20 protein-coding genes are annotated in these 20,079 nt (G+C 60.1%); 13 read left to right on the forward strand and 7 right to left on the reverse strand.

All coding sequences use genetic code 11. The features are described 5' to 3' along the window. The first annotated feature begins 15 nt into the window (after positions 1-15). Entirely contained in the window at positions 16-795 is a 780-nt protein-coding gene (locus HB780_RS29325; protein ID WP_183697598.1) for an anti-sigma factor family protein, read from the forward strand. Positions 796-882: 87 nt separating this feature from the next. Here HB780_RS29325 and HB780_RS29330 read toward each other — a convergent pair whose 3' ends face one another. Continuing rightward, the gene (locus tag HB780_RS29330; protein WP_183691496.1) at positions 883-1,236 is read right to left on the reverse strand and encodes an antibiotic biosynthesis monooxygenase; all 354 of its coding nucleotides are present in this window, start codon (positions 1,234-1,236) and stop codon (positions 883-885) included. A 132-nt stretch (positions 1,237-1,368) separates the two neighbouring features. Here HB780_RS29330 and HB780_RS29335 point away from each other — a divergent pair, with 132 nt between their 5' ends. The 4 genes from HB780_RS29335 (at position 1,369) to HB780_RS29350 (ending at position 5,173) form a co-directional block, all read left to right on the forward strand. Further along, positions 1,369-2,256, forward strand: coding sequence for a LysR family transcriptional regulator (locus HB780_RS29335; protein ID WP_183691498.1), 888 nt, complete (start codon positions 1,369-1,371; stop codon positions 2,254-2,256). A 179-nt stretch (positions 2,257-2,435) separates the two neighbouring features. Beyond that, the gene (locus HB780_RS29340) at positions 2,436-4,010 is read left to right on the forward strand and encodes a Ppx/GppA phosphatase family protein (RefSeq protein WP_183691500.1); all 1,575 of its coding nucleotides are present in this window, start codon (positions 2,436-2,438) and stop codon (positions 4,008-4,010) included. Further along, positions 4,007-4,726 (forward strand): RlmE family RNA methyltransferase, encoded by a 720-nt coding sequence (locus HB780_RS29345; protein WP_183691501.1) that lies wholly within the window; start codon positions 4,007-4,009, stop codon positions 4,724-4,726. Before HB780_RS29340 ends, HB780_RS29345 begins: the two co-directional genes overlap by 4 nt. Before the next feature lie 63 nt (positions 4,727-4,789). Beyond that, complete coding sequence (locus HB780_RS29350) at positions 4,790-5,173, forward strand: VOC family protein (RefSeq protein ID WP_183691503.1); 384 nt, start codon at positions 4,790-4,792, stop codon at positions 5,171-5,173. Between the two features lie 30 nt (positions 5,174-5,203). On the opposite strand, the gene HB780_RS29355 is transcribed toward HB780_RS29350, so the two are convergent. Continuing rightward, positions 5,204-6,625, reverse strand: coding sequence for an MFS transporter (locus HB780_RS29355; RefSeq protein WP_183691505.1), 1,422 nt, complete (start codon positions 6,623-6,625; stop codon positions 5,204-5,206). A 297-nt stretch (positions 6,626-6,922) separates the two neighbouring features. Here HB780_RS29355 and HB780_RS29360 point away from each other — a divergent pair, with 297 nt between their 5' ends. The 5 genes from HB780_RS29360 (at position 6,923) to HB780_RS29380 (ending at position 11,459) form a co-directional block, all read left to right on the forward strand. Then, entirely contained in the window at positions 6,923-7,846 is a 924-nt protein-coding gene (locus HB780_RS29360; RefSeq protein ID WP_353622958.1) for an MBL fold metallo-hydrolase, read from the forward strand. Between the two features lie 215 nt (positions 7,847-8,061). Beyond that, complete coding sequence (gene guaB / locus HB780_RS29365) at positions 8,062-9,546, forward strand: IMP dehydrogenase (RefSeq protein WP_183691509.1); 1,485 nt, start codon at positions 8,062-8,064, stop codon at positions 9,544-9,546. A 3-nt stretch (positions 9,547-9,549) separates the two neighbouring features. Next, complete coding sequence (locus tag HB780_RS29370) at positions 9,550-10,140, forward strand: hypothetical protein (RefSeq protein ID WP_183691511.1); 591 nt, start codon at positions 9,550-9,552, stop codon at positions 10,138-10,140. Between the two features lie 43 nt (positions 10,141-10,183). Then, positions 10,184-10,621, forward strand: coding sequence for an MAPEG family protein (locus HB780_RS29375; protein ID WP_183691513.1), 438 nt, complete (start codon positions 10,184-10,186; stop codon positions 10,619-10,621). Between the two features lie 193 nt (positions 10,622-10,814). Beyond that, a complete protein-coding gene (locus HB780_RS29380) occupies positions 10,815-11,459 on the forward strand; it encodes a TetR/AcrR family transcriptional regulator (protein WP_183691515.1) in 645 nt (214 codons plus the stop codon). Between the two features lie 24 nt (positions 11,460-11,483). Here the strand turns inward: HB780_RS29380 and HB780_RS29385 are convergent, their stop codons facing one another. Further along, positions 11,484-12,437 (reverse strand): LysR substrate-binding domain-containing protein, encoded by a 954-nt coding sequence (locus HB780_RS29385; RefSeq protein WP_183691517.1) that lies wholly within the window; start codon positions 12,435-12,437, stop codon positions 11,484-11,486. Positions 12,438-12,633: 196 nt separating this feature from the next. Between HB780_RS29385 and HB780_RS29390 the strand changes: the two genes are divergently transcribed. From HB780_RS29390 to HB780_RS29400, 3 genes are all read left to right on the forward strand, one after another. Next, on the forward strand, positions 12,634-12,933 hold the full coding sequence (locus tag HB780_RS29390; protein ID WP_183691519.1) for a DUF1127 domain-containing protein: 300 nt from the start codon (positions 12,634-12,636) through the stop codon (positions 12,931-12,933). 193 nt (positions 12,934-13,126) lie between these two features. Next, entirely contained in the window at positions 13,127-13,699 is a 573-nt protein-coding gene (locus HB780_RS29395) for a dienelactone hydrolase family protein (protein ID WP_183691521.1), read from the forward strand. A gap of 125 nt (positions 13,700-13,824) precedes the next feature. Beyond that, complete coding sequence (locus HB780_RS29400; RefSeq protein WP_183691523.1) at positions 13,825-15,444, forward strand: ABC-F family ATP-binding cassette domain-containing protein; 1,620 nt, start codon at positions 13,825-13,827, stop codon at positions 15,442-15,444. Here HB780_RS29400 and HB780_RS29405 read toward each other — a convergent pair. The 4 genes from HB780_RS29405 to HB780_RS29420 all read right to left on the reverse strand — a co-directional run bounded on the left by HB780_RS29405 (position 15,410) and on the right by HB780_RS29420 (position 20,077). Then, positions 15,410-16,192: a TylF/MycF/NovP-related O-methyltransferase gene (locus tag HB780_RS29405; RefSeq protein WP_183691525.1), complete on the reverse strand. Its 783-nt coding sequence runs from the start codon at positions 16,190-16,192 to the stop codon at positions 15,410-15,412. The genes HB780_RS29400 and HB780_RS29405 overlap by 35 nt on opposite strands. A gap of 610 nt (positions 16,193-16,802) precedes the next feature. Further along, the gene (locus HB780_RS29410; RefSeq protein ID WP_183691527.1) at positions 16,803-17,669 is read right to left on the reverse strand and encodes a DUF937 domain-containing protein; all 867 of its coding nucleotides are present in this window, start codon (positions 17,667-17,669) and stop codon (positions 16,803-16,805) included. Positions 17,670-17,797: 128 nt separating this feature from the next. Further along, positions 17,798-19,171, reverse strand: a complete 1,374-nt coding sequence (locus HB780_RS29415) for a glutamate--cysteine ligase (RefSeq protein WP_183691529.1) — start codon at positions 19,169-19,171, stop codon at positions 17,798-17,800. A 168-nt stretch (positions 19,172-19,339) separates the two neighbouring features. Further along, positions 19,340-20,077, reverse strand: coding sequence for a 16S rRNA (uracil(1498)-N(3))-methyltransferase (locus tag HB780_RS29420; RefSeq protein WP_183691531.1), 738 nt, complete (start codon positions 20,075-20,077; stop codon positions 19,340-19,342). Between the last annotated feature and the right edge of the window lie 2 nt (positions 20,078-20,079).

The raw sequence follows: 20,079 nt of genomic DNA on the forward strand, positions 1-20,079 counted from the left end.
CAGGACAACAGAAACATGCCCTCGGACGAACAGCTCACCGCTTTCATCGACGGCGAACTGGAGGCTGTCGAGCATGACAGGATCGAAAGACTGATCGAAAGCGACGCCAGGGTGGCGGAACGCTTCGATCTCCTGTCGCGCAGCGATCTGCCTTTCCACGAGGCATTCGAGCCGCTGCTTGCTGCCGCCCCAAGCGCGAAGCTGGAGGCGATGCTGGCCGCAATCCCTTCTTCCGCGGAGCAGACGAAAGCCGCTTCCGGCATCGGCCGCCGTGGCTTCCTGGGTGCGATTGCCGCCTGCCTGGTCGCGGGCATTGCCATCGATCGCGCCGTGATCGGCATCAGCCATCGCCTTGCCAAGCCGGACGAGGGAAGCGAATGGCGTGCCGTGGTTGCGCAATATCTTTCCCTCTATACGCCGGATACGCTGAGCGGACCGGCTGGCGATCGAACTGAGCAGGTTGCGCAATTGAGCGAGGTCGGCTCGAAGATAGGTCTCGCTCTGACACCCGAAGCCGTTGCGATCCCGGGTATCGATTTCAAGCGCGCCATATTGCTGAATTATGATGACAAGCCTTTGGCACAGATCGCTTATCTCGATCCGGAGAGCGGCCCGATGGCGCTTTGCATCACCGCTTCCACCACGGGCGCTTCTGCCCCGGATATGGAAAACCGGCGCGGCATGAATGTCGTCTATTGGTCGGATGCCGCGCACGCCTTCATGCTGATCGGCCATTTGCCGATCGACCGGATGAAGGCGTTGGCGGACGACGTTCGGGGCAGGCTGACGGCCTGAGATTTACCCCCAGCCTGTGGTGAAGAGCTGCCCATCAGCGCAAGCAGCAGTTTTGCGCTGATGTTTAATCGCAAGAATCCGGGACGCCTATCCTAGGAGCTGACGCGGAAGCACGAGGTCGGAAACCTTGTAGATGTGAAACTCGCTTTTCGAGACGGCGTCCAGTTTCTTGAATTTTTCCACGAAGGCTGGATCGGAAAAGAATTCGTCGACATTGTTCTCGTCGCGGATCGCCTCAATGTTCACGACGGTTTGGCCGTCCGTGCTTTTCGACAGGTTGCTCCATAGAAATCCTTCCTTCCGTTCCGCAACATAGTGCACGACGTCTTGGATGATTTTGAATGCTTCTTCCTGCTTGCCCGGATGGGCATGAATGACGTTCACGACGAATACGGTGGGCTGGAAAGCGAACTCAAATTCGGCTTTTTGGGGATGGGTCACGTGATCTCCGTTCAAAGGATTGTCCGGCGGAATTTGCCGCCGTTGCAAGAGATAGCTCGCGACAAAGGCCGAAAGAATAGGCTAGTAATCCGTAGATAACGGACATTGACGTCCGCAATTGGATTTCTCGCCATGGACAATATCGCCGCGTTGAATGTGTTCGTGATTGCGGCGGAAACCCGCAGTTTCGTTCGGGCAGGAGAGGCGCTTGGCGTCTCCTCGTCCGCCGTCGGCAAAACCATGGCCCGGTTGGAGAAAAGACTAGGCGTGCGTCTGTTTCACCGAAGCACCCGCAGCATCGCGATCACGGCCGAGGGCATCATGTTCCTGGAGCGTTGCCGGCGGATTTTCTCCGAGATTGAAGCCGCGGAACAGGAATTGTCGCAAACTATCGCGGCGCCCCGTGGCTGGCTCCGCGTGAGCTTGCCCCTTGCCGGCATGCTTTTCATGCCGACGATCACCAAGTTCATGCAAGCCTTTCCGGACGTGATGATCGACCTCGATTTCACCGATCGGCTGGTCGATGTGATCGAAGAGGGGTTCGACGCAGTCGTGCGAACGGGCCAAATCACCGACAGCCGCCTGATGGTGCGAACATTGGGGAGGTTTTCTCACCGCGTTGTCGGGTCCAAGGAGTATTTCGACCGCTTCGGAGTTCCCAAAAGGCCGGAGGACCTGTCCACGCACCTGTGTCTTCACCACAAGTATCCGTCGACCGGCAAGCTGGAACGTTGGCCGTTGCGCTACGATGTCGGGGCGGGAAAATTGGAATTGCCTGTATCGTCGATGGCAAGCACGCTCGAGCCGCTGATCAATATGGTCGAGGCTGGGCTCGGTGTTGCCTGTCTGCCGCTCTTTACCATCGGCGGGCAAATTGCGGATGGAAAGCTCGTCTCCGTTCTGGCCGACCATATCGAGGATGTCGGCGAATTCCGCGTCCTCTGGCCGTCGAGCCGTCAGCTGTCCCCAAAAATACAAGCCTTTGTAAAGTTCATGGCGGAGAACCTGCTTCGAACCTGATAGCAGCAATTTCGGGCCACAGGGACGACTGGCCACGGTTGCGACCGAACAGCCTAAAATCGCGCGATTCAAAAAGAATTTGGCGAAAACTGTTCCTGCTGATATCCTCTGGCCAACGAAAATCAAATGAGCGCCTGCTGCATGCCTCTCGGCCTTGCGCGGCGCGGTGGAAAAGATACGTGAGTGACCCCGACAGCGGCAGAGCGCCGCAAGCAGACGGGGCGTCGGTAGCAGAGCGCAGGAAGGGTAAATCCTCCCGGCGTGCTAAGCGTAAGCGTGGCGGTAATGCCCGTCCGAACGCTTTGTCTGCGGAGGCCAACCAGATCGGCAAGTCCGGCCCGGTGGCGACACGCCCAGCAGACCAGGACGCCGGTTTTCCGGCCAAGAAGCGCAAGCGCAGACGCCGTTCTCGTGGCGGAGCGCAGGATGGTGCGCAGCATTCCTCCCCGACACAGCAGTCACAGGCCTCCGCCGCGCCGGATCAACGCGCTCCGGGCGAGCATGGCCATGCGTCGTCGAACAAGAGTGGCAAGAACAGGCGCAAGCAACGTAGCAAGCGCGGCCTGCAGGGCCGGCCGCTGGCGCATGAGAAGACTGCGCAGCTCGTCGCTCCTGCAGCCGTCATCGCAGCCGAGCGCGCTCCTGCTCACAATGATCATCGGCATCCGCAGCGCCGCGATGGCTCTGTGCCGCAACATCAGGCCGACACAGATTCCCGTCCGCTGGATCTCTATGCCGCGCTGGATCTCGGCACCAACAATTGCCGCCTGTTGATCGCGCAGCCGACGCGTCCCGGACAATTCCGTGTCGTCGATGCCTTTTCCCGCATCGTTCGCCTCGGTGAGGGGCTTGGCGCCAGCGGCCGGTTGTCGGGCGACGCCATGGACAGGGCCGTCGAGGCTCTGCGTATCTGCGCCGCCAAACTGAAGACCCGCGAGATCCGCCGCATGCGGCTGATCGCGACGGAAGCCTGCCGTGCGGCGGAAAATGGCGAGGTCTTCCTCGCCCGCGTCATCGAAGAGACCGGCCTGCAGCTTGAAATCATCGATCGCGAGACCGAGGCACGGCTTGCCGTCTCCGGCTGCTCGTCGCTGGTTGGCCCCGAGGCGCGCTCCGTCGTGCTCTTCGATATTGGCGGCGGCTCCTCGGAAATCGCCATCATCCGCATCGGTGAAAACCGTTCCAGCCGGCTTGCCAACCACATCACCCACTGGACCTCGCTGCCCGTCGGTGTGGTCACGCTTTCGGAGCGACATGGCGGCCGCGATGTCACGCCAGACCTGTTCGAGGCCATGGTGCGCGAAGTCGAGGGCATGCTCGAACGCTTCGATTGCCCGCCGGTGCAAGGCGCTACGCGCGACAGCGACGATTTCCATCTGATCGGTACCTCCGGCACGGTGACGACGCTTGCCGGCGTCCATCTCGACCTGCCGCGTTACGACCGGCGCAGGGTCGATGGCGTCTGGCTGTCGGACGATGAAGTAACCGCGATGCAGGCCAAGCTGCTCTCCTGGGATTTTGCCGGCCGCGCCGCCAATCCCTGCATCGGACCGGATCGTGCCGATCTGGTGCTGGCGGGCTGCGCCATTCTTGAGGCGATCCGCCGCCGATGGCCGAGCCCGCGCATGCGCGTCGCCGATCGTGGCCTGCGCGAAGGACTGCTGACCGATATGATGGCGGATGACGGTGTGTGGCGGCGCGGCCGTTCGCGCCGCAGCCATAGACCGAGGGATATGAAGGGACCACAGGCATGACAAAGCCAACGATCGCCGGCAACCGCACCGGCCGAAAGCTCGGCCAGCGTGTGAAGAACAAGAAGATGAAGGCCTCCTCGCGGCAGTGGCTGCATCGGCACATCAACGATCCCTATGTGCAGCGCGCCCAGCTCGAAGGCTATCGCGCCCGTGCCGCTTTCAAGCTGCTGGAGATCGACGAGAAGCATGGGATCTTGAAGGGTGCGCGGCGCATCATCGATCTGGGTGCTGCACCGGGAAGTTGGTCGCAGATCGCTGCCAAGGTGACCGGATCGACGGAAGATGATATCCGCGTCGCGGCCATCGACTTTCTCGAAATGGCGCATCTGCCGGGCGTTACCATCCTTCACCTCGACTTTCTGGAGCCGGATGCACCGCAGCGGCTGGTCGAGGCGGTCGGCGGCGAGCCGGATCTCGTCCTTTCGGATATGGCCTCGCCGACAACGGGCCATCACCGCACCGATCATCTGCGAACCATGCATCTCTGCGAGGTCGCTGCGCATTTCGCCGTCGAAGTTCTGGCTGAAGGCGGACATTTCCTCGCCAAGACCTTCCAGGGCGGCACGGAACGCGACCTCCTGAACATGCTGAAGCAGAATTTCCGCCAGGTCGTCCATGTAAAGCCGGGCGCATCCAGGGCGGAATCGGTCGAAATGTTCCTGCTGGCAAAAGGCTTCAAGGGACGCAATGTCGATCACGGCACAATAAGCGCTTGATTTAGCAGTCGCTTTTGGTCGATGATGCAGTCCCCTCGATACTGAAGGCGGCGCATCATCACCATGCTTCTCTACGTCACGCTCGGTTCCAACGATATTCCGCGCGCCGGCATATTTTATGACGCGGTTCTGCCTATCCTCGGCTACCGGCGTCAACGCGAATCGGATGAGGAAATCGGCTATGCCGCCGATGGCGATGTCCGTTGCAGGTTTTGGGTGGTGATCCCCTATGATCACCGCGCCGCGACGATCGGCAACGGCTCGATGGTCGCCCTGCATGCGGAAAGCCGCGCCGATGTCGATGCTTTTCACGCGGCAGCCCTTGCCCATGGTGGCACGGATGAAGGCAAGCCCGGACTGCGGTCGTTCCACGCCAATTTCTATGCGGCTTACGTGCGAGATCCCGACGGCAACAAGCTCAGCGCTGTCTGCGAGAAGTCTGAATAGGCTTCAGCTTTTCCCTGCCAAATAGGAAAACTACTTCACCACGGATTGCGGCTCCGTCGCTGCCGCGCGCTTCAGGCCAGCCTTGTGGCCGGAGACTGTGGCGCCGGCATTGCGGTCCATGCGGATGAAGGGAATGGTGGCAAGCACGGTCAGGATCGAGATGCAGTAGAAGGCCATGTGGAAGTCGCTGACCTGTAGTTCCGCACCGCTGAAGAAGGTCGAGGTTTCCAGGATCATCGCGGCGACGGCAACGCCGAGCGCCAGGCTGATCTGCTGCATGACCGAGCTCATCGAGGTCGCCTGGCTTGCCTGCTTGTCGTTGATGTCGGCAAAGGCGAGCGCGTTGATGCCGGTGAAGAAGAACGAGCGCGAGAAGCCGCCGACCAGCAATACCGCGATGATGGTGAGATGCGGTGTCGTGGGCTGGAACAGGCCGATACAGATCGTGGTGACCGTCGTGATGGCTGCTGCCGACAACAGCGCCGTCTTGAAGCCGACGGCGGTGAAGACGCGGCGAGCGATGAACTTGGTCGAGATCGCGCCGATTGCGCCGGCAAAGGTGATCAGGCCCGACTGGAACGGATTGAGGCCGAAGCCGAGCTGCAACATCAGCGGCGTCAGGAACGGCATGGCGCCGATGCAGATACGAAACAGCGTGCCGCCGGTGACGGAAGCGCGGAAGGTGGCGTTCTTCAACAGTGTCAGATCGAGGATCGGCGCCGGGTGACGGCGCGCATGGCCGATATAGAGGAAGCCGCAGACGAAGCCGATGGTGATGGCCGAGATGCCGATCGCCGGCGGCAGCGCCGGCAGACTGATGACCGACATGCCGAAAACAACGCCGGAGGCCGCAAAGGACGTCAGCAGGAAGCCGATGAAGTCAAGCTTCGGTGGTTTCGTTGCCTCGACCTCCGGCAGGAAGATCGACGACAGGATGATGCCGGCAATGCCGACGGGAACATTGATCAGGAAGATCCAGTGCCAGGATGCGTAGGTGGTGATGAAGCCGCCGAGCGGCGGGCCGGCCAGTGGCCCGACAAGAGCTGGAATGGACAGCAGCGCCATGGCCGAGACCAGGTCGCTCTTCCGTGTTGTGCGCACCAGGACCAGACGCCCGACCGGTGTCATCATCGAGCCGCCGACACCCTGCAGGAAGCGGGCGGCGACGAATTCGAAGAGGCCACCCGAGGCGGCGCACATGATCGAGCCGACAACGAAGACGCAGATGGCAATCCGGAAGATGTTCTTCGCTCCGAAGCGATCCGCCATCCAGCCGCTGATCGGGATGAACACCGCCAGCGACACCATGTAGGAGGTCAGCGCCAGCTTCAGCGTGATCGGACCGACATGGAGATCATTCGCAATGGCCGGCAGTGCGGTCGCGATCACCGTGGAATCCATCTGCTCCATGAACAGCGCAACGGCAAGGATCAGGGGAACGATACGATTCATAGGCAGATGCCCTAGTGGGTCGTGTCTTCGGAAATGGGCCCGCCTGTGGGGCGAACACCCGCTCTGTAGTCCTATGTACTGTCTCTGCCAATCCTCGAATCTACCGCGTGGCCTCCCAGGCATCACGTCTTCGTGATGCTTGATCCGGCTCGGTATAGGTTACCAAGTTTGACATATGCTAAACGCATGTAAATGCTAAACGCATAAAACGTCGTTCGGTGTATTAGCGGATTTGGCTGGATATGTCATGGCTAAATTGCCGACTGAGAAAGATCGTGCACCAGCCTGCAATGGCCGATGACGACGACAGGCGCGGCTTACGCTGCCATCAGTGGAGAGAATGAGATCATGAGTGTTGTTCTGCCGCCCGAAACCCACCAGTTCAGGCTGGGATCCTGCACTGTCACCGTCGTCAAGGATGGCGCAAACACCATGGACAATCCCTGGGAAACCTTCGGTTCGAACCACACGCCGGATGCGGTGCGCAAGCTCCTGGCGCAGAATTTCCTGCCGACCGAGACATTCGTCAACAGCTATGCGCCCGCCATCATCGACACCGGCTCCGACGTCATCGTCGTCGATACCGGCTTCGGCGCCGCCGGTCGTGCTCGTGGTCTGGGCCGTTTTCGCGAAGGGCTGAAGGCCGTCGGCTATACGCCGGAACAGGTGACGGTCGTAGCCCTGACGCATCTGCATGGCGATCACATCAACGGGCTGCTGGAGGAGGGTGCTCCAGCCTTCCCGAATGCCCGCTATGTCACCGGCGAGATCGAATATGGATTCTGGACCGATAAGGCCCGTGAGGGAACGCCGGCCGAAGGTGGCCATAAGGCAGTGCTTGCCAATGTCGTGCCCTTTGCCGAGAAGATGACCTTCCTCAAGGATGGCGACCAGATCGTCAGCGGTATGACCGCAATGCATGCGCCGGGCCACACGCCCGGCCATCTCGTTTTCCACCTCGAATCGGATGGCAAGCAGTTGGTCATGACCGGCGATACGGCCAACCACTATATCCTGTCGCTCGGGCGTCCGGATTGGGAAGTGCGCTTCGATGCCGACAAGGCGCTGGCCGCCAAGACCCGCCGCCGGGTCTTCGACATGATCGCTACGGACCGCATCCCGTTCCTCGGCTTCCACATGCCGTTTCCAGCCGTCGGCTTCGTCGAGAAGCAGCCGGACGGTTTCCGCTATGTGCCGAAGACCTATCAGTTCGACCTGTGAGGGCGGCTTGACGCAGGAATGATGGGAAACTCGTTCTAAGACTGGCTATGCATTTACACTTGGGCTGGCCTGCGGCCATCTGGCGCATTTTACTATTCCCTTCCTGTCATAGACGTGTTACCAGCCCTCGCCAACTTCCAAGCAACACTTGCAAGATCGCCCGGTAGACGATTCGTTCCGGGCTCTCCTGTTTTTTAAAGACGAAGGAATTGGCCATGGCTCGCATTATCGAAACGTCAACCGGTTTAGACGCCCTTACCTTCGACGACGTGCTCCTGCAACCGGGACACTCCGAGGTCATGCCCGGCCAGACGAATATCGCCACCCGCATCGCCCAGGACATCGAGCTTAACCTGCCGATCATGTCTGCCGCCATGGACACGGTGACGGAAGGCCGTCTCGCCATCGCCATGGCCCAGGCCGGCGGCCTCGGCGTCATCCACCGCAATCTGACCCCCGTGCAGCAAGCCGAAGAGGTCCGCCAGGTCAAGAAGTTCGAAAGCGGCATGGTGGTCAATCCGGTGACGATCGGCCCCGACGCGACGCTGGCCGAAGCGCTCGGCCTGATGAAATCCCACGGCATTTCCGGCATCCCTGTCGTCGAGAAGTCGCAGCGCCTGGTCGGCATCCTCACCAATCGTGACGTCCGCTTCGCTTCCAATCCGGAGCAGAAGATCCACGAATTGATGACCCACGAAAACCTGATCACGGTTGCCGACGGCGTGCAGCAGCAGGAGGCCAAGCGCCTGCTGCATACGCATCGCATCGAGAAGCTGCTGGTCGTGGACGGCGAAGGCCGCCTCATCGGCCTGATCACCGTCAAGGACATCGAAAAGTCGCAGCTCAACCCGAGTGCCTCCAAGGATGCGCAGGGCCGCCTTCGTGCCGCTGCCGCCATCAGCGTCGGTGACGACGGTTTCGAGCGCGCCGAACGCCTAATCGAGGCTGGCGTCGACCTCCTGGTCGTCGATACCGCCCATGGCCATTCGCAGCGCGTTCTCGACGCCGTCACCCGCGTCAAGAAGCTCACCAACTCGGTTCGCATCATGGCCGGCAACGTCGCCACCTATGACGGTACGCGGGCGCTGATCGATGCCGGCGCGGACGCCGTCAAGGTCGGCATCGGCCCCGGCTCCATCTGCACGACCCGCATTGTCGCCGGCGTCGGCGTGCCGCAGCTGGCCGCCATCATGTCGGCGGTCCAGGCCGCGCAGGACCAGAACATCCCGATCATTGCCGATGGCGGCATCAAGTACTCCGGCGACCTGGCCAAGGCCATCGCCGCCGGCGCATCGGCCGCCATGATCGGCTCGCTGCTGGCTGGCACGGATGAAAGCCCGGGCGAGGTCTATCTCTACCAGGGTCGTTCCTTCAAGGCCTATCGCGGCATGGGCTCCGTCGGCGCCATGGCGCGCGGCTCGGCCGATCGCTATTTCCAGGCCGAGGTGCGCGATACACTGAAGCTGGTGCCGGAAGGCATCGAAGGTCAGGTGCCATACAAGGGCCCGGTCTCGGGCGTGCTGCACCAGCTCGCCGGCGGCCTCAAGGCGGCCATGGGCTATGTCGGCGGCGCCGATCTCAAGGACTTCCAGGATCGCGCCACCTTCGTGCGCATATCCGGCGCCGGCCTGCGCGAAAGCCATGCCCATGACGTCACCATCACCCGCGAAAGCCCGAACTATCCCGGCTCCGGCGGCTGATCGATGCGAGATAGCGCTAAAGGCAATGTCAGGTCCCTACAGGGCCTGACGGCGGTGCTCGCCGCCCTGTCCCTGGCGCTGTTCGCTTGGATCTATGCGGGCTTCGTCACGGCTTTTCGCGATGCGGCGGCGGGCCAGCAGATGCTGGACGCGCGCATCGGCGGCTACGAGGCAGAAGATGTCGTCGCTATGGTGCGCTACCTCAAGGATCACCCGGACCCTGCCGCCATCCTGCATTCCATGTATCTGGGTCCGGAACTGGTCTTTCCACTGGTACTGGCCGGACTGCTATTTTGCCTGATGCGCCTGATCGGCCCTGGCGGTTTCTTCTTCGGTCGCCCCATTCCGCCGGGCGCGACCGCAGTCATTTTCTGCCTGCCGATCGTCTATGGCGCGATGGACTATGCGGAGAATATTGCCGGCCTGTTGCTCTATCCGCCGGCCACGCCGTCGGACGGCACGGTGACGCTGCTGTCGGGCCTGCTGCCGATCATCGTGCGGCTGAAGTTCCTGTCGCTGGTTATCACCATCATTCTGCTGGCCCGTTTCTCGATTTTTCGCTACCTGTCTCCCGGCGGATCCAAGCCGTCCTAAACGGTCGCTTCAGCCGCTTTGAAATCGCAAAGGAGTTGGCGGCGTGACTGGTTATGAAATGTTGTGGCCCATGGTGGCCCATGCGGGGCTTGTCTATATTCTCTACGCACTACTGGGCCTGCGCCGCCGCAACCTGGTGAAGGCGGGTAAGATCCGGCTATCGCAGTTTCGCGAGAACCATGCCGCCAATGAGGCGACGGAGAGCTTGGTGGTGCGCAACTGCATCGCCAATCAGTTCGAACTCCCCGTCCTTTTCCATGCCTGCTGCATCACGCTCTTCATCGCTCAGGCGGATAATCTGCCGGCGGTGATCCTCGCCTGGATCTTCGTCGCCACGCGCTATGCTCACGCCTATGTGCATGTCACCAGCAATAATCTGCGCTATCGCAGCGCGCTCTTTGCTCTCGGCTACATCGTCCTTGGCGGCATGTGGGCCTGGCTTGCCATCTGGATCGCCGTCACGCAGACAATGCCGGCCTGAGCCGCCAGCAGCGCTATTTCTCCGGATAAAAAGGCTGGCGTCCTGCAGCAGCCTTTGTCGGCTCTGTGGGCGTGCATTATTACATTTCGCATGTAAAATTGGACTTTTCCCCCTTACGTTGATTGGGTATGCCTGTGGCATATCTTGCCTGCGTCTTCGGGCGTCGCTTTCGTGACAATGAAACGGGAAATGCATGAACCCGGAAAAACCTGCCCGCATCGAATTTCGCAAGCAGCCGAAACAGGAGCGCAGCATTCAGCGCGTCGATATCATCCTGGCGGCGGGCGCGCAGCTTATCGCGGAAAAAGGCGTTAGCGCCATGAAGATGACGGAGCTTGCGGCCGTGGCCGGCGTGCCGATCGGTTCCGTCTACCAGTATTTTCCTGAAAAGGCGGCGATCGTCACGGCATTGTTCGAACGCCACGCGCTTCTTGTGCAGCAGAAGACGACGGAAGCCTTCGCCAGCGTGAGATCGCTCGATCATGCCGTTGATCTCGTTTGCGGCATGGTCGACTGGTACTACCGCGAGTTCCGTGGTGATCCGACCTATATGGGCGTGTGGCTTGGGACGGAAATGGACGGGGATTTGTTGAAACTCAACATTCAGCACAGCAATCGTGTCGCCGAGATTTTTCTCGAGGGTATCGAACCCTTCCTCCCGACCAGTAGTTCCATCGATCTTCAGGCCCGCACCCAGCTCTTCAGCCACCTGATCGGCGCTTCCGTCCGCCTCGCCATCATGAGCGACAAGGGGCTGGCGGTCCGCATGCTCAACGAATGGAAGCAGGTAATCCGGGCGACGCTGCTTACGGAGCCAACAGTAGGCAGTAGGCAGTAGGGTTTGAGCTACTGCCTATAATTCTCACCAGCCCGGGAGAATATGCCCTGCGCGCAGGCGTGGATAGGAGCGTGTGAAGGTCTTCACCTCGCCATCGAGATCATCGTCGATCGCCGCCGGCGTGATGTTATCGAGGCAGGCAGAGATATGGGCGGTGATGGCGTTCATCAATGATACAGAGACGCCTGGCCGCTTCATGATGCCGATCTGCACTGGCGGCAGGGGCGGGAAGCCGTCGGCCTGATTGAGCACCTTCATACCGGTGCGCAGCGCCGATTCCGGCATCACCGAAACCGCCATGCCGGCAAGCACCGCCGCGGCGACTACCGTGCAGGACCAGCTTGTGAACAGGATCTGATAGTCGCGACCGCTGGCATCGAGCGCCGAGCAGGCAAGCTGCCGCCATTGACAATCCCGTCGTCCAACGGCGAGCGGAATGGGCGCGTCATCGCGGAGGGGATGATTGGCCGAACCAACCCAGCAGAGCGGCTCGGTCCGCACCACATCCGACATTCTCTCACGCGGATTATGGGTCACCAGCGCGATATCGAGCTCGCCGCGATGCATGCGCTCGGAAAGATCGGCGGAGGGTTCGCAGACGATATAGAGTTCGACATTCGGATGCGTCTTTGCGAAGCGACCGATGATCTCCGGCATGTAGCGGTCGGCATAATCGTCGGGCGTGCCGATGCGCAGCGTGCCCTCCAGCCGGTTATCGTCGAAGGCGGCGATCGCCTCGTTGTTCAGGCGGATGATGCGGCGGGCATAGTTGAGCAGCTTTTCGCCCTCGGCCGTCAGCCGGTTGCCGCGGCCGTCCTTGATAAACAGCTGCTTGCCGACGCGCTCTTCCAGCCGGCGCATCTGCATGGAAACCGCCGACTGCGTCTTGAACACCCGATCGGCGGCCTTGGTGAAGCTGCCGGAATCCACGATGGCGATGAAGGTCTGCAACTGATCGTTATCAAGCGGCGCGGACATGGGCTCACCTATAAGAGAGTTTGATGTTTACCATTAGAAACATTCGTTGGACTGATCAATAGGTATTTGGCATCCTCCTAATGCAAATCAGCATACCAATCGACAGACTTCCTGCTGAATTCCTCCCAGCCAACCCCTTTCCCGCCCCACCGGGAAGGGGCTCGGCTAGCCCGTGCCTGAAGGAAAGGACCTTGAAATGAGCACGACAGACCGGACACTACATCTCGGCCACGCAAGGCCGTCGCTGCCCCTGACGGCACGCCTGACGCTTGCTTTCGAAAAGATGGCTAAGGTCTGGCGCGCATACCGCAACCGCCGCGAGATCAACTATCTGCATGATCTGAACGACAGCCAGCTGATGGATATCGGCCTGACGCGGCAGGAGCTGAGATCGGCTCTGGCCACCTCGACCTTCTTCGAGGATCCATCTTGCAATTTGAGCAATTCAGCGCGTCACCGCGCGCGCCTCTTCGGCCTCGACGCCATCCGTCGTTGACGCCGGTCAAACGTTTCCCCGCAGGGTGATAGCCAATGAGCCCTGCTTCTTGCCCGGTGTTCGGCCCAGTGCCGACACCGGGTTTTTTCTTTTTAGAGAGCAGCTTCGAACGACGAAAAGACACTCGCGGAAATTGCCATGTGTTTCGAATGCCTTATGTTACGACCGATCTAAGACGCGGGAGGCTATGACAATGGCGACGGTAATCCTTTTTCATTCCGTCTATGGATTGCGCTCCCTTGAGCACGAGGCCGTCGAGCGCTTGCAGGCCGCCGGTCACAAGGCATTTGCGCCCGATCTCTATGATGGTTTGGTCGCCCGTTCGATCGATGAAGGTTTCAAGCTCAAGGACGAGATCGGCTGGGCGACCATTTGCGAGCGCGCCGAATGGGCGATCGCCGGCTTGCCCGCCTCAACCGTCCTGGGCGGATTTTCCATGGGCGCCGCTGTTGCGGCAAGTCTCTGGCCAAAGCGACCTCAGACTGCGGGTATCCTCTTCCTGCATGGTATTGCCGAGATTGCGGGCAATGCTCGTAAGGGCCTGCCCTTGCAGCTTCATCTCGCCAACCCCGATCCTTTCGAGCCGGCGGAGGATGTCGCCGCCTGGCGGTCGGCTGCCGCACAATCCGGGATTTCCGCCGATATCTTGACCTATCCCGGCGGCGGCCACCTTTATACCGATGCCAGCCTGCCCGACTATGATGCCAAGGCGACTGATCTGACATGGAGCCGTGTCCTCAGCTTCCTCGACACCATCGAGACCTAGGCTTGAACTGAAAATGGTTGTCGCTTAAATTATCGGCACCCGTCATTCGAACAGGATGTGTGCCGCAATGGATTTTAACCCGATCACAATGCCTTCCAGCCTTGTTACCGGGGAATTCCATATCCATGCCTGCATCCATCACACTTTCCAATCTTTCGTGGTCTACGCCTGACGGCCGACCGCTTTTTTCCAATCTCGATCTGAGTTTCGGCGCCGAGCGCACCGGCCTTGTCGGCCGCAACGGCGTCGGGAAGACGACGCTTCTCCAGCTCATTGCCGGTGAGCTACGATCCCAATCCGGGGTGATATCCTTCGCGGGCAACCTCGGCGTCCTTCGCCAGAGCGTCCAGATCGAGCCTGATGAAACCATCGCCGATCTCTTCCATATAGGAGAAGTGCTAGCCGTTCTGCGTCGTGCAGACGCGGGCGAGGCAACGGCCGAGGAGCTGGCTCTAGCGGACTGGACGCTGGAAGCGCGGATCGCCTTCGCGCTCGATCGCGCCGGCTTGGATGCGGAGCCTCAGACACGGCTTGCGACGCTGTCGGGCGGCCAGCGTACGCGCGCCGGCCTTGCGGCGCTGATCTTCACTGAGCCTGATTTTCTCGTTCTCGATGAGCCGACCAACAATCTGGATCGTGAGGGCAGGGAGGCCGTGATCGCGTTGCTTGCAAGCTGGCGCGGCGGGGCGATCGTCGTCAGCCATGACCGGGAATTGCTCGACACGGTAGATGTCATCGTCGAACTGACCTCGCTCAGTGCCACGCGCTATGGCGGTAACTGGAGCCGCTACCGCGAGAGCAAGGCACTCGAACTCGCAGCAGCGGAACACGATCTTGCCGATGCCGAAAAGCGCGTCGCTGAGGTTGCCCGCGCTGCGCAGGCGACGGTGGAGCGGCAGGCGCGAAAAGATCGCATGGGTAAGAAGAAGGCCGCCAAGGGTGGCATTCCGCGCATCCTGTTGGGCGGAAGGAAAGAGCGGAGCGAAATGACGAGCGGCGAACATGCGCGTCTTGCCGAACGCCAGCGAGTGGAAGTGCTTGAGGAGGCCACTGCCGCCCGTCGTCGCATCGAAATCCTCCAGCCTTTGTCCGTCAGGCTTCCGCCGACCGGGCTGCCGGCCAACAAGATCGTCCTGAAGATAGACAGCGTAACCGCCGGCTATCGGCCGGACCAACCGATCATCGGCGATCTCTCCTTTGATATCACGGGCCCGGAGCGGATCGCTGTCACCGGCGCGAATGGTTCGGGCAAGACCACGTTGCTGGTGCTGATCTCCGGAGAGCTTAAACCCTGGACGGGGACGGTGCGTGCAATGACGACGCTTTCCATGCTCGACCAGCGGGTCAGCTTGCTTGATCCGTCTCTCTCGATCCGCGATAATTTCCGGCGGATCAACCCGCAAGCGGATGAAAATGCCTGCCGCGCTGCCCTTGCGCGCTTCATGTTCCGGGCGGATGCGGCACTTCAGTTGGTCTCCACGCTCAGCGGCGGGCAATTGCTGCGCGCCGGTCTGGCCTGCGTCCTTGGCGGACCGACTCCGCCCTCACTGTTGATCCTCGACGAACCGACAAACCATCTCGACATCGATTCCATTGCCGCCGTTGAAGTGGGGCTGCGTGCCTATGATGGCGCGCTTCTGGTCGTCAGCCATGATGAGGTTTTTCTGGAGAGTATCGGGATCTCGCGTCGGCTGAAGCTGTCGGCGCGGTCTAATTCAGGCTCTTCCGGAAATATGCATGCGTGAACGAGCCGGAATAGATATAGCAAATCTTCTCGGGCTTATCCGCCATGAATTCGTCGCAAGCTTTTTTGACCCCGGGCAAATGGTTCCAACCATCCGGATTGATGCTTGGATCGCAGTAATCGTCAATAAGGCAAACGGCTCCTCTGGAAAGGCGGGGATACACATATTTCAGGCTAACCAATATCGAATCGTAGAGATCGCCATCCAGGTACGCAAAGCATATCGTCTCCGGCAAGCCTTGTGAGAGAGTGTCCTCAAACCATCCTTTGTGGATGACAGGCGGCTCCAGGCCATGGGCCGCAAAATTATTGATCAGCACATCCTGCGATGTTGCCAGATCGCCTTTCTTGTAGGAGTTTCCATCTTCGCTTCGAGCGGACGGAAGCCCCTCGAAACTGTCATAAACATGCAGTTTCTTATCGGAATTGAAGCTGTTTATGACTTTTGTGATGAGCACGGATGATTGGCCCTCATTGCAGCCAACCTCGACCAGATCTCCATCTATGTCATAGGCAAGCGCCTGAGAAACGAGATGGTACATGTTTATTCTCTGCTCCACATTCGTGGAAATTCCCGAACGGGTCGGCGAAAATTTAAGGCCGGTGAATTTGTAGATCGATCGGTCGATCATATCGGCAGTGTTGGCGTTAATCCCCAACCGCCTCGTGAGCAAATTGAGAAACCTGTCGATGTTGGACGATCGCCGTATTTGCCAGTCGAAGTCTCTCGTGATGAAGAAATTGTCCATATTACCCTCCAATTTTATGGTCAAAATCCATTACCGGCAAAGATCGAAAGGCAACCGTCAGTATGCTGGAGTATATTTCTCTGCCTTCATCAATATTGTTGTCCGCACATGAAAAAAGTCAAGAGATTTGCACAAAAACTAGTCTCGTTGCTTTGTTTTATCCTTTGCTTGCGTAAATCATATGCAAATCCGTGAAGCCGGAATTTCGGCTGGCGGCGTACACGGCCACAAACGCCATGCAGGCTCGGCCTGACGTCTGTCGGCCACAGTTATTTGCCATTTTGTCGTTGATGCGGAACTCCAGCGGTGGCACGCGGAGGTAACCGAGGAAGCGTCATAAGCTTCGGACGGACAAGAGTTTCGGCAAGACTCAATCAATTTGCCAAGACTGAGGCCAATCATCGAAGCTCTCGATCGGCACTGTGTCACATGGGAGGGTATACAGTGGCTCTGCAGGGAGGTCGTTCAACCGGATGACCAGCGCCCCTTCGCATGGATCGACAGCCGTAAAGACGAATTCCGCATCATCCGTCTTTTTCCAACGAAGATTGCATTGCAGAAACGACTTTGTGGCCATGTCTTCTACCGCGAGACCCGCCAATCTTCACGCCTATTTCGGCGCGGACTTACTTTCCGCCGGCTTGTAGCTGTCGAAGATCGCTTCCATGTTCTTCTGATAGTTCTTCTGCACGTCCAGGCCACTGTCAAACATGGCGTTGAACATCTCGGTATAGGCGGCCATGTCGACGCCGGGGGCCGCAGGCTTGGCTTTGGGCTCTTCCTTCGGCGGCTCTGGAGCCGTCGAGGTGTTGCGCATCATGTCCTGAAATGCCTTGGCGAAGGGATTGTCGAGAAAGGGATTGGCGACAGCGGGCTTTTCGCGCTGGGCCGCCTGCGCGCCGAACATCAGTTCCATCGCCTGGGTGAAGGGATTGTCGAAGATGCTCGCCTGCGGCGTTGGCTGCTGCTTTGGCGCAAAGCCGATGCTCTGCAGCCAGTTCTGCATCATCTCGCCCATCGGCGCGTTGAGGAAAGGATTGGCCATCTGAGGCATCTGGCCGCTGGTTTCCTTGAACAGGCCGCCCATCAGCGCGTCGGCCATGACCGGCAGCATGCGCTTGTAGATATCCTGGCCGATGCCGGTCATCTGCGCGGCCTGCGCGGCTACGGCACGCGAGACCTCCTTGGAGCCGAACAGGCGCCCCAGCACGTTATTGCCGTCGGCAATCCCTTGCGGTGTGAAGGCCTTGCTCATGTCTTCGAAATATTTGGCATAATTGCCGGAGGTGATGTCCTGCATCACGCCCATGAAGTTGTAGGGGTCGCTCGCGCTGCGTTTGAACCCGGAAGAAAAGGCGGGCATCAGCGCCGCAATGGCCTTGGTCGCCTGTTCCTGCGCGAGGTTGAACTGCTTTGCCATCGCCTCGGTGGCTGCGCCGTTCTGTGCCTGCATCATCATGTCGAAGAGTGGCAGCATCGAAGTTCCTTCCCCCGCAATGAGGCCGCTTCTGAATCATGCGGCGCTTGATTCAGATAGTATAGCGGGAAAAAAGAGGGCGCATACCGGTTTCTATCGGTCGATCATTGCCGAGTTGGAGCCAGCCCTCAGTATTGATATTCCTCGAAGACCGGCTCGACCGACTGGTTCCAGCGGCCGTGATAGAGCATCAGCAGGTCGTCGGAGAGCGTGCCCTTCTTGGCGAGCACTTCCTCGAGCGGCGCCAGGAAGACGCTTTCGTCCTGGCCGTCGCTGTTCAGCCGCGCACGGCTCTTCAGGCCATTGCGGGAAATGCCGATGACATCGCGGGCGATGTCGAACAGGCTATGGCCCTTGATCACGGACTTCAGGCCCTGCACGGGCACGATATCGCGCAGCGCATTGACCTCTTCGAAGGTCCAGTCCTTGGTCAGTTCGTCGGCAGCAGTAAGGGCCGCGTCGTCGTAGAGCAGGCCGACCCAGAAGGCCGGCAATGCACAGATGCGCCGCCACGGGCCGCCGTCGGCACCGCGCATTTCCAGGAAGCGCTTGAGGCGCACATCCGGGAAGAGGGTGGAGAGATGGTTGGTCCAGTCGCCCATGGTCGGTTCCCACTCGGCGATCTCGCCCTTCAACGCGCCGTTCATGAACTGCCGGAAGGTGACATGGGTACAGTCGTGATAGTGACCGTCGCGAACGACGAAATACATGGGAATATCGAGCGCCCATTCGACATAGTCATGGAAGCCGAAATCGTCGCGGAAGGTAAAATCGAGCAGGCCGCCACGGCGGTTGTCGGTGTCCTTCCAGATCTCGCCGCGCCAGGAGGAGAGGCCGTTCGGCTTGCCCTCGGTGAAGGGCGAGGCAGCAAACAGCGCCGTTGCCAGCGATTGCAGCTTCATCGACACGCGCATCTTGCGGCGCATGTCTTCTTCGGAGGAGAAGTCAAGGTTCACCTGGATCGTGCAGGTGCGATACATCATGTCGAGTCCCTCGGTGCCGACCTTCGGCATGTAGCGGCTCATGATGTCGTAACGCGATTTCGGCATGCGCGGCGTTTCGGCCAGCGTCCATTTCGGGCTGCCGCCAATGCCGAGGAAGCGGATGCCCATCGGCTCGGCGATCTCGCGCAGCGTCGCCAGGTGCTGGTTCGATTCCTTGCAAGTCTGGTGAATGGTTTCGAGCGGGGCGCCCGAGAGTTCGAACTGGCCGCCGGGCTCGATGGAGATCGCGCCCATGCCGGTCGGCTCGGCCAGGCCGATGATGTTGTCGCGGTCGAGGATCGCATCCCAGCCGCTCTTGTCCTGCAGGCCCTTGAGGAGCGCGGAAATGCTGGCGTCACCCGCATAGGGCACGGGGCTGTTGTCGGCACGGAAGAATACGAATTTCTCGTGCTCCGTGCCGATGCGGAACTGCTCCTCCGGCTTGTTGCCGGCGGCCAGATAAGCCGTCATGTCCGAGACCGAGGAGAGCGGAGTCTGGTCGGTAGTATCGCGCGCCATGGTATTACCTTGATCTCGGAAAGAAGCCCGCGCAAGCCGTGGGCCGATTGGATGGGTGATTGCAGCGAATTGAGGTACGGTGCAAGTGAATTTCTTTCAAGGGCCGTTCAAAAAAATAGGATCATCTATCCGGCACCCCTGCTCCCCATGGGAGGAGAGATGTTCACCTCAATTCCAATCGCCGATCGCTGCCTGGATGACCGCCATTGCCGCCACCGCCGCCGTGTCGGCGCGCAATATGCGCGGGCCGAGCGGAATGGCGGTGACGAAATCCAGGCTGCGCAGCAGGGCGCGTTCCTCCTCCGAGAAACCGCCCTCCGGGCCGACCAGCAGCGCCAGATGCTTCTCCTTGATCTTCGCCAGAAGCGGCAGCGGGTTTTGTCCAGCATCGCCTTCGTCGCAATAGATGATGCGGCGGTCCCTCGGCCAGCGCTCAAGGAGGTCGGCCAGTTTCACCGGCTCAGCGACATCGGGAATGCCAAGAATGCCGCATTGCTCGGCCGCTTCGATGACATTGGCCCTGACCTTGTCGAGATTGGTGATCTTGCCCTGCACATGCTGGGTCATCACCGGTTGCAGCAGGCCGGCGCCCATCTCCACCGCCTTCTGCACGAGATAATCGAGCCGCCCGACTTTTAGCGGCGCGAAGAGATAGTGGAGATCGGAAGGCGCTGGCTGCGGCCGCGTTTCCTCGACCGGGGTCAGCAGGATGCGCTTGCGTGAGGGAAAGGAGATGCTCGCTCTCCACTCGCCGTCACGGCCGTTGAAGATCAAGAGCGCCGCGCCGTCCTCCATGCGCAGAACATTGGCGAGATAGTTGAATTGTTCTTGATCGGCTTCGATGCCGGCATTTGCCTTGATATCCGAAACCACGAACAGCCGTTGCATGCGGAAATTGGCGCGCATGG

Origin of the sequence: Rhizobium lusitanum (assembly GCF_014189535.1) — a bacterium.
GTDB classification, from domain to species: Bacteria; Pseudomonadota; Alphaproteobacteria; order Rhizobiales; family Rhizobiaceae; genus Rhizobium; species Rhizobium lusitanum_C.

Bases quoted from the DNA above. Each gene is read 5' to 3' on its own strand.
- HB780_RS29325 (WP_183697598.1), top strand. From the start codon at position 16: ATGCCCTCGGACGAACAGCTCACCGCTTTCATCGACGGCGAACTGGAG.
- HB780_RS29335 (WP_183691498.1), top strand. From the start codon at position 1,369: ATGGACAATATCGCCGCGTTGAATGTGTTCGTGATTGCGGCGGAAACC.
- HB780_RS29345 (WP_183691501.1), top strand. From the start codon at position 4,007: ATGACAAAGCCAACGATCGCCGGCAACCGCACCGGCCGAAAGCTCGGC.
- HB780_RS29350 (WP_183691503.1), top strand. From the start codon at position 4,790: ATGCTTCTCTACGTCACGCTCGGTTCCAACGATATTCCGCGCGCCGGC.
- HB780_RS29355 (WP_183691505.1), bottom strand. From the start codon at position 6,625: ATGAATCGTATCGTTCCCCTGATCCTTGCCGTTGCGCTGTTCATGGAG.
- HB780_RS29360 (WP_353622958.1), top strand. From the start codon at position 6,923: ATGACGACGACAGGCGCGGCTTACGCTGCCATCAGTGGAGAGAATGAG.
- guaB (WP_183691509.1), top strand. From the start codon at position 8,062: ATGGCTCGCATTATCGAAACGTCAACCGGTTTAGACGCCCTTACCTTC.
- HB780_RS29370 (WP_183691511.1), top strand. From the start codon at position 9,550: ATGCGAGATAGCGCTAAAGGCAATGTCAGGTCCCTACAGGGCCTGACG.
- HB780_RS29380 (WP_183691515.1), top strand. From the start codon at position 10,815: ATGAACCCGGAAAAACCTGCCCGCATCGAATTTCGCAAGCAGCCGAAA.
- HB780_RS29385 (WP_183691517.1), bottom strand. From the start codon at position 12,437: ATGTCCGCGCCGCTTGATAACGATCAGTTGCAGACCTTCATCGCCATC.
- HB780_RS29390 (WP_183691519.1), top strand. From the start codon at position 12,634: ATGAGCACGACAGACCGGACACTACATCTCGGCCACGCAAGGCCGTCG.
- HB780_RS29395 (WP_183691521.1), top strand. From the start codon at position 13,127: ATGGCGACGGTAATCCTTTTTCATTCCGTCTATGGATTGCGCTCCCTT.
- HB780_RS29400 (WP_183691523.1), top strand. From the start codon at position 13,825: ATGCCTGCATCCATCACACTTTCCAATCTTTCGTGGTCTACGCCTGAC.
- HB780_RS29405 (WP_183691525.1), bottom strand. From the start codon at position 16,192: ATGGACAATTTCTTCATCACGAGAGACTTCGACTGGCAAATACGGCGA.
- HB780_RS29410 (WP_183691527.1), bottom strand. From the start codon at position 17,669: ATGCTGCCACTCTTCGACATGATGATGCAGGCACAGAACGGCGCAGCC.
- HB780_RS29415 (WP_183691529.1), bottom strand. From the start codon at position 19,171: ATGGCGCGCGATACTACCGACCAGACTCCGCTCTCCTCGGTCTCGGAC.
- HB780_RS29420 (WP_183691531.1), bottom strand. From the start codon at position 20,077: ATGCGCGCCAATTTCCGCATGCAACGGCTGTTCGTGGTTTCGGATATC.